The sequence below is a fragment of the Trebonia sp. genome (genome assembly GCF_049794275.1).
Lineage (GTDB): Bacteria > Actinomycetota > Actinomycetes > Streptosporangiales > Streptosporangiaceae > Trebonia.
In genome coordinates, this window is the sequence record NZ_JBARCR010000528.1 from 1 (window position 1) to 11,898 (window position 11,898).

Genomic DNA, 11,898 nt, shown 5'->3' on the forward strand with positions numbered 1-11,898 from the left:
GCGTACTGCGACAGGACCACCACTCCGATGTCTGGATCGGTCGCCCTGATCGCGTGCGCCGCGTCGATGCCTTCCATCGCTGGCCTGACCGCGTCGTCGGCCCCGCCGACCGCGGCTCCCGCGGGCGGCATCCGGATGTCCGTCAGGACCGCGCCGGGCCGGGCCCGGCGCACCGCGTCGAGCAGTTCGGCCGCTGAGCCGACGGCGGCGAGCACGGTCACTTGCCCCGAGTCCTCGAGCAGCCGCCGGGTGCCCTCCCTGACCAGGTAGTTGTCGTCGGCGATGACGATGCGCAGCGGCTCCTTCATGGGGCGCGGCTCAGCCATGGTCGGCGCCCGGCCCGGAAAGCGGGATCTCGGCGTGCAGCGTGGTTCCCCTGCCGGGCTCGCTGTCGATGCGCAGCGCCCCGCGCACGATCGAGATCCGGTCGGTGAGGCCGGCCAGCCCGAGTCCGCGCACCGACCCGGGATCGAAACCGCAGCCGTCGTCGCGCACCTCGACGGCCAGGTGCCCGTCTGGCTGCGTGAGCGCGACGAGCACCCGTTCCGCCCGCGCGTGCTTGACCGCGTTGGTCAGCGCCTCCGCCACCACGTACCAGGTGGTCGTCTCGATGTGCGCGGGGTAGCGGACGCCGCGCAGCGCCGGGTCGGCCTCGATCACCACCTCGAGCGGCAGTCTGGCAGCCTGTGCCTCGATCGCCTCGAGCAGCCCCTGGTCGGAGAGGACCGGCGGATGGATGGCGTGCGCGAACTCGCGCAAGGTGGCGAGCAGGTCGCCGAGGTCCCGCTGGAGCTCGGCCAGCGGCTCGTCGGTACGGGGGTCGCCGCGGCGCAGCCGTTCCCGCGCCAGCGCCAGCTTGGCCGTCAGCGCCACGACGTCCTGCTGGGCGCCGTCGTGCAGGTCCCGCTGGATGCGCTGCCGCTCGGCGTCCTGGGCGTGCGCGATCCTGGCCCTGGAGGCGGTCAGTTCCGCTGTCAGTCGCAGGTTGCTCACGGCCGTCGCGGCCTGGCCGGCCAGTTGCGCCAGCAGGCGGTGGTCCTCGTCGAGCAACGGGCCGTCGCGCCGCGGGCCGCACTCGATCCGGCCGAGCGTGCTGCCCGCGTGAACCAGCGGCGCCACATAGGCCGGGACAGCGGTCGTGCCGGGAACGAGCCCGGCGGTCGCGGTCTCGGCGCCGAGGCGCACGCGCACCCACTCCAGGGCGAGTCCCTGGCGTATCGCGTCAGCGAGCTGGGGCAGCAGGTCCGCCGCGCCTGGCGACGTCTCGAGCAGCGCGCCGAACCGGGTGATCACCGCGTAGCCGTCGAGCCGCTTCCCGAACACCCACCGGTCGGCCAGCCGTTCCAGCCTGCGCTGCACCGGCTGGAACGCCAGGGCGGCGCCGGCGGCCAGCAGCATCGCGACGCCGACCGCCAGGTAGCGGCTGGCGAGGGTGCCGAGCGCGGCGGCCGCCGCGACGTAGACCACGGCGATCATCAGCCACAGCATGCGGTAGATGGCCGACCGGCGGGCGGCGCGGTCGATGCCGACGATTCCGTCGTCGGACAGCGCCACTGCCAGCGATGCGAACACCAGCAGCAGTCCAAGCACCCAGAGCACCCAGACGGCTACCGTCGCGGCAGCTCCCGAGCCGAAGGTCGCCACGACGGCGTTCGCGACGAAGACGAGCAGCGCGCTCCCCGTGCCGACCAGCATCCAGCGGATGCGGCGGCGGTCCGCCGCCGCCGACCGCCGGTACCGCAGGTACAGCAGGACCAGCCCGAGGAAGACCCACGCGGAAAAAGTGAACTGCAGCGCGGCCAGGGCCGGTTTCGCCGGGCTCAACGCCGAAGTGAACAGCGGGCTGACAGTGCCGGGCTCCGCCGCCTGGTAAAGGCTCGCCGGGGGTGTCTGGCTCGAGGCCATCAGCGCGACCGGTATCAGCACGGCTGCCACGGCGGTGGTACGCAGCACCGCGCGTTCCCCGCGGCTCTGCGGGACGCCGGTCGGGAACAGCCCGATCAGCCCGATCCCGGTGACCACCGACAGGTTCGACGTGCACTCTGCGATCAGCAGCACGAGCCACGCGACCGAGGAGTCGGCCACCGCCGGCAGGTCGGTGACGGCGCCGGCGAGGCAGTCGCCCACCGCGAACAGCGCTCCGCCCGCGAGCAGCCAGAATGCGACGCGGCGACCCGGCCCCCGGACAACGCCGATGAGCCCGGCGGCATAGAGCGGCGCCGGGCCGGCCAGCACGAAGCCAGCCTCGTCGAGGTGCCCGGTGGCCAGCCCCATCCATGCCTCCGCGACCAGGGCGCAACCGCCGACGATCGCGAGAAACACGCAGACAGCCCGCATACGCACAGTGTGACCCCCGCGCTGACCTGCTGGGAAGGAAGCTGGCCGCACCCGCGACTTGCGGCCAGCCTCACCCCGGTCCGGCCGGCAGCCGGATACCGGTCGGACATGCCGCGCCATAGCGTCTCGCAGCAGACCGATACCGCCCGGGGGAAAGGCGTCGAGGGACATGACAGAGAACCAGATCATCGTCGGCCACGCTGCGAGCACGTCAGGCAGCGCGCTGCGCCGCGGCGCCGGCGCCGGGTACCGGTGGCTCTTGCTGCTCTTCCTAGTGGCCGGGGTGGTGCAGATCTTCCTCGCCGGGCTCGGGGTCTTCCACCTGCACGCGTACGGCCTCGATGACCCGGCCGGCGACGCGGCCCTGGATCCCCACCGCGCGCTGGGGTTCGCGATGGCGGGCATCGCGATCCTCATCCTGGTGCTCGCACTTGTCGCCTGGCCGGGCGGCCGCCAGGTCGTCCTGGTGGCGGTGCTGGTGCTGCAGACCGCGGTCCTGCAGAGCCTGCTGGCCGGGCTCGGCGACGACAGCCCGGTGTGGGGCGGGCTGCACGCCCTCGACGGGCTGCTCGCGCTGGTGGTCGCCGGCTACCTGTACGGCGTCGCGCTAGTCCGGCGCCGAGCCGCGGTGCAGGACCTTCGGTGAGCGAGCCGCCGGGTGGCCGGCCGCGGCTCTCCGCGGTCGCTTCCCGGACTCTCACGACAACGTGGCTGGTCACCGCCCTTGCGGCGACGGCCGGGTGCGTGCTGACCGTGCTCGTGCGGGGGAACATAGCCAGGGGCGACCTCATTGGCAACCTGGCGGAGTCGCTGGCCGGCGTGTATTACGCCACCCTAGGGGTGCTCATCGTCCGGCGGGCCGCGAACCGGATCGGGTGGCTGATGCTCGGCCTCGGGGCACTGATCGCCCTTGAGAGTCTCGCCAACGGGTACGGGGTGGCGGGCATCCGGCGTCCCGGCACGCTGCCCGCGGCCACGCTGGTCGGGTTGTTCGCCGAGTGGGTCTTCGTGCCGCTCTTCATCACCCTCATCGGCACGTTCCTGCTCTTCCCCGACGGACAGCTCCCGTCTTCGCGGTGGCGGCCGGCGGCCTGGGTCGTCGCCGTGGTTGCCGTGCTCGAGATGACGGGGTTCGCGATCGTACCCCGGCTGGTGCGCATCCCGGCCCCCGGTGGGTCGGTCCTATTTCCCAACCCGCTCGGCGTAGCCTCGCTCGGCCCGGTGTGGTCCGGCGTGCTCCTCGGCACGCTCACCGCGCTTGCCCTGGCGTCCCTGCCGCTGCTTGCCATCGTGGTCGTCGCGCTGGTGACGCGCTTCCGCAGGGGCGGTCCCGATGTGCGGCAGCAGGTGAAGTGGCTGGCATTCGCGCTGGCGGTAATGCTCGTCGCCCAGCTACTCGGCCCGCTCAGGGACACGGCCACTGGCGGCCCGGACAACGGCCCGCTTGTCATCGCCTCTGACGCGGTATCGGCGGCCGTCCCGCTTGCCGTGGTGCCTGCCGTCGTCACGCTGGCGATCCTGAAGTACCGGCTGTACCAGATCGACGTCATCATCAACAAGGCGGTGAAGTACGGCCTGCTCCTGGCGGCCCTCACCGCCGTCTACGCTGTCATCGTCGTCGGCATCGGGACGCTGGCCGGCTACGTCGGCGGCCCGCTGCTCACCGTCGCGGCGGCTGTCGCGATCGCCGTGCTGTTCCAGCCGGCCCGCGACCGGGCCCAGCGGCTGGCCAACCGCTTCGTCTACGGGCGGCGGGCGACGCCCTACCAGGTGCTCGCTGACTTCGCCCAGGACATGGCCGGCCAGCCGGACGCCACGGCGACGCTGGACCGGATGGCCGCGCTGCTCGCGGGGGCGACGGGCGCCACCGGGCTCACGGTCTGGATCCGCGTCGGTGACCAGTTGCGCCCCCAGGCGACCTGGCCAGCCGGATCCGCCGCGACCGAACCCGTGCCGCTGGCTGACGGAGCGCTGCCGGACTTCGAAGCGACCCGGGCCGTCGCCGTCCGGCACGGGAACGAGCTGCTCGGCGCGCTCACGGTGGTCAAGCCGCCGGACGAGCCGGTGTCGGCTGCCGAGGAGAGCCTGCTGGCGCACCTGGCGTCACAGACGGGCCTGGTGCTACGCAACTTGCGGCTCACCGCCGAACTGCGGGCCACCATCGACGACCTGACGGCATCGCGTCAGCGGCTGGTGCGGGCTCAGGACGAGGAACGCCACCGGATCGAGCGGAACCTGCACGACGGCGCCCAGCAGCAGCTTGTCGCGCTCAGCATCCTGCTCAGGCTGCTGGAGGACTCCGCTGAGGACCCCGGTGAGGTTAAGCACCTGGCGGTCCAGCTCAAGGACGGCCTGCGCGCCGCGCTTGAGGACCTGCGTGCGCTCGCCCGCGGCATCTACCCGCCGCTCCTGGCCGAGCAGGGACTGCGCGCCGCGCTGCGGGCGCATGCCGACCGGGTTCCGGTCCCGGTGCTAGTCGAGGCAGACGGCATCGGGCGCTATCGCCGGGACACGGAGGCCACTGCCTACTTCTGCATCCTCGAGGCCTTGCAGAACGTCGCCAAGTACGCGCGGGCCTCTCGGGCCTCCATCGAACTGGCCTGCCCGGACGGTCATCTCGAGTTCACGGTCGCGGACGACGGAGTCGGCTTCGACGCCGTGACGGCCACGGTCGGCACGGGCCTGCAGGGCATGGCCGACCGTGTCGCCGCGGTCGGCGGCAGCCTCCGGGTCCGCTCGGCGCCAGGCACGGGCACGACCATCCACGGCCGCCTGCCGGTCTAGGCTCGCTGCGGTCAGGAAGGGCCCTCGCGGGTCCAGCCTGGAGCGACCACGGTTAGGGAGAGGTCATCGGGGTTGACCTCCTGCCCGCAGTGGCGGCAGACGAACGCCGGGTCCAGGTCGTGCCCGCACGAGTGGCCGAACACCGAAGGCGGGCTGTCGACCGCCCACTTGTCTCCCCAGGCGCGCAGCGCCTGGAGGACGGTGCGGAGTTCCCGGCCCGCCTGGGTGAGCTCGTATTCGTGGCGCGGCGGGTGGTCGCTGTACTGGATGCGGGCGATCACGCCGGCGGCCTCGAGCGCGCGCAGCCGGACGGCCAGCCGGTCGCGGGGCGCGCCGGTGTTGCGGGCGATCGCGTCGAACCGCTTGTTGCCGAAGGCGATCTCGCGGATCGCGAGCAGCGCCCACTTCTCGCCGACCACGTTCAGGGCGGCCGCTACCGAGCAGGGACGGCCGGGCAGATCCTCGCGCATACCGACAAGCATACTCGGTTGCGGAATCAAACTCACTCAGGTTAGGCTTCGGTTGGGTTTTCAAACTCGGTAATGCTGGCGCGCTGATGCTGACACGTGGTGCGCGCCGTGGCTACGGGAGGAACGCGTGACCGACGGCGTGATCGACACCAGCGCGGCCAACAGCAACACCGTTGGCGCTCAGGGGACAGCGCGCTTCGCGGCGGTGTTCGCCGTCGTCACGGCCGGCATCGCGATGGTGAACCTGGATCTGTTCATCGTCAACGTGGCGTTGCCGTCGATCGGCAGGACATTCGGCGGCGCGGACCTCGCATCGCTGTCCTGGGTGCTGAACGCCTACGCGATCGTGTTCGCGGCGCTGCTCGTCCCGGCGGGGCGGGCGGCCGACCTGATCGGCCGGCGCACCGCGTTCCTGGCCGGCGTCATCGTTTTCGCGCTCGCCTCCGCCGCGTGTGCGCTGGCGCCGGACGTCTGGCTGCTCGTCGTCGCGCGGATCGTCCAGGCGGCCGGCGGCGCGCTGCTGATGCCGGCCTCCCTTGGCCTGCTGCTGGCGGCGGCGCCGCCAGACAAGCGCACCGGCGCGATCCGCGGCTGGACCTCGGTCGGGGGAGCGGCGGCCGCGCTGGGTCCGGTGCTCGGCGGCGCACTGGTCGCCGCGAACTGGCGCTGGGTCTTCCTGGTGAACGTCCCGATCGCGGCCGTCGCGCTGCTGGCCAGCCTGCGCGTGCTGCCGCGCGCTGATAACAGCAAGAAGCGCGCTAGCGCCGACACAGCCGACACTGTCCGTCCGGACACCGTGGGCGCCGCGCTGTTCACGATCGCTATCGGCGCGCTCGCCCTTGCCCTGGTCAAGTCCGACGAGTGGGGCTGGACGTCGGCCCGGGTACTGGGCTCGATCGCGGTGGCCGCGGTCCTGCTCGCGCTGTTCATCCGCCGGTCCGCCCGGCACCCCGCGCCGGTCATCGAGCCGCACCTGCTCAGGCTCCCGGCGTTCTCGACGGCGACCGCCGCGAACGTCGTGTTCGGCGCCGCGTTCGGCGCAATGCTGCTGATGGTGACCCTCTGGTGCCAGGATGTCTGGGGCTGGTCCGCGCTGCGCACGGGCCTGGGCGTCGCCCCTGGCCCGCTGCTCGTGCCCTTCTTCGCCATAGGCGCGGGCCCGCTCGCCCGCCGCATCGGCCCCGGCCCGGTCGCCGCCCTGGGCTGCGCGATCTACGCGGCGGGCTGCGTGTTCTGGCGGTTCAACCTGTCGCTGGTACCCGACTACCCCGCGCACATGCTGCCCGGCATGCTGATGACGGGGACCGGCGTCGGCCTCGCGTTGCCCACTCTCGTGAGCGCAGGGGTCTCCGCGGTCCCGCCGCACCGCTTCGCGACGGGATCCGGCGTGGTCACGATGGCGCGTCAGGTCGGCATCGTGATCGGCGTCGCCATCCTGGTTACGGTCCTCGGTCACCCGTCAGGCGGCGCCGCCGCGCTGGCGGCCTTCCAGCATGCGACGGTAGTGATCGCCGCCATCGCGATCACCGCCGGCCTGGCGTCGCTGCTGCTGGTCCGCAGCACCAGGGGAGCCCGCGCCAGCGCGGCGGTCACGGTCGCGGAAAACCCAGTGGCGGCCGCGGCGGAGGAACCCGTACGTTCGGAGCCGTGACCGAGGAAAGCGCCCTGCTCGTCACCGTCCCCGCTGCCCGTTGGACGACGCTGGCAACGTTCTCCCTCGCCTAGCCGCTTCTCGTCAGCCGCGTTGGCGCCCGCGTTTCCGCGGAAGCGCATTGTGCACAATTTCACAAGGCCGGGGAGGCGAGCACGGCCTTGAGCCCGGCCAGGTAACCCTGGGCGTCGGCCGCTGACCGAGCGGCACCGTCGGCTGCGCACGGACGGTTCTCACTACAATGAGCCGTCGTCTGGAGGTCACGTGCGCCTGTTTGACACGGCAACTAAGACGCGCATGCCTGTCGATCCGCCCGATGGACGCATCGGCATGTACTTCTGCGGGCCGACCGTCTACGCGCGGGCGCACGCGGGCAACGCGCGCCCGTTCGTGCTCGGCATGTGGCTAACCCGGTGGCTCCGCGCGTCCGGCCGGACCGTGACCTTCGTGCACAACATCACCGATATCAATGACAAGATCTACGCCGCGGCCCCGAACGCGAGCGCGGACCTCGCCAACGCCGCGGCGGAATGGTACCTGCAGGACGTCTCCGCGCTGGGACTCGGCCTGCCGGACCATATGCCCCGCGTGACAGAGCATGTCCCCCAGATCATCGAGTTCATCGCAAACCTCATCGCCAACGGCTCCGCCTACGCCGCGGACCGCGACGTCTACTTCCGGGTCTCCGGTGACAACAGATACGGGAGCCTGTCCCGGCAGCGCACGTTCGAACCGGAGGACCGCCTGCCGAACCCGGCCAAGGAGGACCCCCGGGACTTCGCGCTATGGAAGGCCCGCAAGGACGGGGAGGACACGTTCTGGGACTCGCCGTGGGGCAAGGGCCGGCCCGGCTGGCACATCGAGTGCACGGTGCTGGCAGAGGCGCTGCTGGGCAAGGCCTTCGAGATCCACGGCGGCGGCCTCGACTTGGTGTTTCCCCATCACGAGAACGAGCTCGCCCAGGCACGGGCACTGGGCGGATCCTTCGCCCGGATCTGGGCTCACAACGGAATGCTTCAGTTCACCGGCGAGAAGATGTCTAAATCGGAAGGAAACGTCACCACCATCCGAGAGGTCCTCGACGAATGGGGCGCCGAAGCATTCCTGCTTTTCCTGATGACGGGACACTGGCGACGGCCTATCGAGTTCTCAGCCGACACGATGGCGCAGGCCGTGGCCAGAGCGCAGACCTTCCGCAACGCGTTCACGCTGACGGAGGCTCGCCCCGATGAGAGCCAGTGGGCTGAGTTCGCGGCCGCGCTCGAAGACGACTTCGACACGCCCCGGGCGCTGGCGGTCATGCACCGATGGGCATCCGAGCGGCAGCTGCGGCTGCTGAGCCGGGGCTTGGAGATCTTCGGGCTGGCGTCGCTCGCTCATCATGCCGAAGCGCCCTCCCACGTGCGCGCGATGAGCGAGCAGCGCGACGCCGCGCGGCGCAAGCGCGACTTTGCCCTAGCCGACAAGATCCGCGCCGACATCGAGGCCGCCGGCTGGGAAATCCGTGACGACCAGAGCGGGGCCTCGCTACTGGTTCCCCGGTGACTCGACACCGTGGGCGTGAGCACGTTCGTCGCCTGCCGGCGCCAAGACCAACGCGTTTCCGCGGAAGCGCATTGTGCACAATTTCACAAGGCCGGGGAGGCGAGCACGGCTTTGAGCCCGGCCAGGTAACCCTGGGCATCGGCCGGCTGGCCGGCCCGGAGGTCATGGGCCGCGTAGCCGATGAGGATTCGGAGCTGGCTCCGGGCAAGCCGCCGTCCCTGGTCGGTCCAGAACGGCGCGGGCCCGTAGCCGGCCGCCAGGGCCGCGCGGTCTACCGCGGGCCATTCCCAGCACAGCAGGGCCAGGTCATCCAGCGGGCGGCCGCCGCACGCATCCCCGAAGTCGATCAGCCCGGTCACGGTCACCGCTTCGTCCTCGCCCGCGGCGACGAAGATATGGTCAGGGAACAGTTCGCCGTGGCACAGCACCGCCGGGCCGTCGCCGCGCGCCGCCACCGTCTCGGGGAGCAGGCCCTCCGCCCGGCGGACCTCCGCTTGTGTCAGCAGCCCCGCCCCGGCCAGCGAGCGTAGGTTGTCGAGCCGGTTCGCCAGGTCGGCCGCCTGCAAGGCGGCACTGTCGGCGAACTCGAAGCTCCCGTCGGCGTGGCGGCGGTAGAATCCGTCAACCGGCACCGAGTGCAGCCGGGCGATGACCTGTCCGCAGGTGCGGGCTGCGGACCGGCGCTGACCGGCTGACATCACCGGCAGCATGATGCTCAGTGGCCGGCCGGCCACCGCCGTCTGTACCATCACCGTCTTCGGGCCTGCCGGGGTTTCCGCGGCCCCGAGCCACACGACCTCGGGTACCGGGACCCCGGCCTGGCGGGCCCGGGCCAGGAACCACGCCTCCTGGTCCAGGCCGTTGCTTTCGTGGGCCTCACCCCGGATCACGAGCCTGGCGCCCGAGGCGGTCACCACCTCGTGAACTTCCCGGGCGCGGCCGCTGCCCAGGTTTCTCTTGCTCGCGGCGACCCCTTCAGCGCAGGCCTGTGAGACCAGCCAGGACAGCACATCCCCGGTGAGGCGCCCGCTGTCAGGCTGGGCCGGGGCCATGATCAGGCCGCCAGCGGGGCGGTCCACGGGTTGTAGCTGTAGACCCAGTCGACGTCGGTCTTCTCACGCAGCCAGGTGTTGGTCCTGGAGGTGAGCTGGACCCGGGAGGTGCGGGGCTTGCGGGTTGCCTCCAGGCGCCGGAACGCGCCGTGAATGCCGGCCGGGTCGTTGACCTCCGCTAGCAGCCGGGACAGGACGGCGGCGTCCTCCAGGGCCATGGCGGCGCCCTGGGCCATGTACGGCGTCATGGGATGGCACGCGTCGCCGAGCAGGGTGACGTTGCCGTCCTGCCATTGCGGCAGCGGGTCGCGGTCGGCCAGGGCCCACTTGTGCACGTCCGGGCAGGCCGCCAGGACGTGCTGCACCTGCGGGTGGAAGCCGTCGAACGCCGCGCGCAGCGTGGGCATGTCGCCCTTGGCCGACCACGACTCGACGGTGAAACCCGGTTCCGGCTGGCTGGTGACGAAGTAGACCTCGCTGCGGTCCGGCTTGACGTAGTAGATGACGATGTGCCGGTCCTCACCCCACCACTTGGTGCATTCGCCGATGTCGTAGCCGCCCAGCAGCGCGGCGGGGAAGGTGGTGCGGTAGGCGATGCGCCCGGTGAAGCTGGGTTTCTCCGCGCCGAATAGCAGCTGTCTGACGAGCGAGTGGACGCCGTCGGCGGCGACCACGCCGTCGTGCACCGCGGTGCTGCCGTCGGCGAAGCCGAGCATCACCGATCCGGCCCTGTCGTCCAGCCCCGCGAGCTTGTGGTCCAGCCGGATGCGCTCGCCGGGCACGGCGCTGGCCAGGGTGGCGTGCAGGTCGCCGCGGTGCGCCAGCAGGTAGGGCGCGCCGTACTTCGCCTCCGCGGCTGGGCCGAAGATCTGGTCGTACCGCACCTCGCCGGTACGCCAGTCCCTGTTGTTCCACGACCGCGGGTAGAACGCCTCGCTGCGTATCCGCTGCTCCAGGCCCAGCCCGCGCAGCACCTGCATCGCGTTGCAGCCGACCTGGATGCCCGCGCCGAGCCTGGCGAACTTCCGCGCCTGTTCGTAGACCGTGACGTCGACGCCGGCCCGGAGCAGCGCGACGGCCGTGGCGAGCCCGCCCATCCCAGCGCCGATCACGGCGATGGAAAGCCTGCCACCCATGCGGCTAGCGGCCGTGGCGCCAGTTCGGCTTGCGCTTTTCCAGGAACGCTGTCATGCCCTCCTGGGCGTCGGGGAGCTGGCTGGTCGCGGCCATGACCTCGACGGCGTAGGCGTAGGCCTTGGGCTGGTCGAGGTCGATCTGGGCGTACAGCGCCTGCTTGCCGATGCCCTTGCTCTGCGCGGAGCCGCGGGTCACCCGCTCCAGGAGGTCGCGGGTCGCGTCGTCCAGCTGGGCGGCGGGTACGACCCGGTTGACCAGGCCCCAGTCGAGCGCCGTGCGGGCGTCGATGACGTCACCGGACAGCGCGAGTTCCATGGCGCGCTTGCGGCCTACGTTCCTGGCGACCGCCACCATCGGCGTGTGGCAGAACCAGCCGCCCTTCCCGCCAGGCGCCGCGAACCCGGCGTCCTCGCTGGCCACCGCCAGATCGGCGGTCGCGACCAGCTGGCAGCCGGCCGCGGTGGCCAGCCCGTGCACCCGCGCGACCACCGGCTGCGGCACCTGCTGCATCAGCGTCATCAGCTCGGTGCAGGTCGCGAGCAGCGCGCGGACCGACGCCAGGTCGGCGCCCGCGACCTGGGCGAAGTCGTGCCCAGCGCTGAACACCGGACCGTTCCCCGCCAGCACGATGCCCAGGGCGTCGCTGTCGCCGAGGTCACGGAAGGCCGCGATCAGTTCGCGCATGTGCTCCCGGGACAGGGCGTTGCGGCGCTGCGGCCGGTTCATCGTGACCGTGGCGAAATCGCCGGAACGCTCGACCAGGATGTGTTCGAACTCCATGGTCCTAAGCATCGTCCCGCGGCGGGGTAATGTCCAAGGCGGACTCGATGGCCTGGGCCTCGCGCCGCAGGCGGCCAGCGCGGTCGGCATGCCCGGCGGCCTGGTAGTCGCGGGCCGCGGCGCGACGGTCACCGGCTTCGGC

At 71.7% G+C, this 11,898-nt stretch carries 10 protein-coding genes; 4 read left to right on the forward strand and 6 right to left on the reverse strand.

All coding sequences use genetic code 11. From position 1 onward, the window contains the following. Positions 1-326 (reverse strand): response regulator transcription factor (locus WA805_RS14550; protein ID WP_425242584.1); only part of this gene is annotated, 326 nt, incomplete at its 3' end. After that, positions 319-2,337 (reverse strand): ATP-binding protein, encoded by a 2,019-nt coding sequence (locus WA805_RS14555; protein WP_425242585.1) that lies wholly within the window; start codon positions 2,335-2,337, stop codon positions 319-321. The genes WA805_RS14550 and WA805_RS14555, both read right to left, overlap by 8 nt. 169 nt (positions 2,338-2,506) lie before the next feature. Here WA805_RS14555 and WA805_RS14560 point away from each other — a divergent pair, with 169 nt between their 5' ends. Both WA805_RS14560 and WA805_RS14565 read left to right on the forward strand, forming a co-directional pair. Beyond that, positions 2,507-2,983, forward strand: a complete 477-nt coding sequence (locus WA805_RS14560) for a hypothetical protein (protein ID WP_425242586.1) — start codon at positions 2,507-2,509, stop codon at positions 2,981-2,983. Next, positions 2,980-5,121: a sensor histidine kinase gene (locus tag WA805_RS14565; protein WP_425242587.1), complete on the forward strand. Its 2,142-nt coding sequence runs from the start codon at positions 2,980-2,982 to the stop codon at positions 5,119-5,121. Before WA805_RS14560 ends, WA805_RS14565 begins: the two co-directional genes overlap by 4 nt. A gap of 11 nt (positions 5,122-5,132) precedes the next feature. On the opposite strand, the gene WA805_RS14570 is transcribed toward WA805_RS14565, so the two are convergent. Then, positions 5,133-5,591, reverse strand: a complete 459-nt coding sequence (locus WA805_RS14570; protein ID WP_422272284.1) for a winged helix-turn-helix transcriptional regulator — start codon at positions 5,589-5,591, stop codon at positions 5,133-5,135. 127 nt (positions 5,592-5,718) lie between these two features. On the opposite strand from WA805_RS14570, the gene WA805_RS14575 reads away from it, so the two are divergent. Together WA805_RS14575 and cysS are read left to right on the forward strand one after the other, a co-directional pair. After that, positions 5,719-7,242 (forward strand): MFS transporter, encoded by a 1,524-nt coding sequence (locus tag WA805_RS14575; RefSeq protein ID WP_425242588.1) that lies wholly within the window; start codon positions 5,719-5,721, stop codon positions 7,240-7,242. 264 nt (positions 7,243-7,506) lie between these two features. Beyond that, positions 7,507-8,787 (forward strand): cysteine--tRNA ligase, encoded by a 1,281-nt coding sequence (cysS, locus tag WA805_RS14580; RefSeq protein ID WP_422338575.1) that lies wholly within the window; start codon positions 7,507-7,509, stop codon positions 8,785-8,787. Positions 8,788-8,870: 83 nt separating this feature from the next. Here the strand turns inward: cysS and WA805_RS14585 are convergent, their stop codons facing one another. Genes WA805_RS14585 through WA805_RS14595 form a run of 3 tightly spaced genes read right to left on the reverse strand, consistent with a single transcriptional unit; the run spans position 8,871 to position 11,756 of the window. After that, complete coding sequence (locus WA805_RS14585; protein WP_425242589.1) at positions 8,871-9,866, reverse strand: phosphotransferase family protein; 996 nt, start codon at positions 9,864-9,866, stop codon at positions 8,871-8,873. Then, positions 9,842-10,975 (reverse strand): FAD-dependent monooxygenase, encoded by a 1,134-nt coding sequence (locus tag WA805_RS14590; protein ID WP_425242590.1) that lies wholly within the window; start codon positions 10,973-10,975, stop codon positions 9,842-9,844. The genes WA805_RS14585 and WA805_RS14590 overlap by 25 nt, the downstream gene beginning before the upstream one ends. Positions 10,976-10,979: 4 nt before the next feature. Next, positions 10,980-11,756 carry an enoyl-CoA hydratase-related protein gene (locus tag WA805_RS14595; protein ID WP_422272294.1) on the reverse strand — a complete coding sequence of 259 codons (777 nt, stop codon included), beginning with the start codon at positions 11,754-11,756 and terminating at the stop codon, positions 10,980-10,982. Positions 11,757-11,898: the final 142 nt, after the last annotated feature.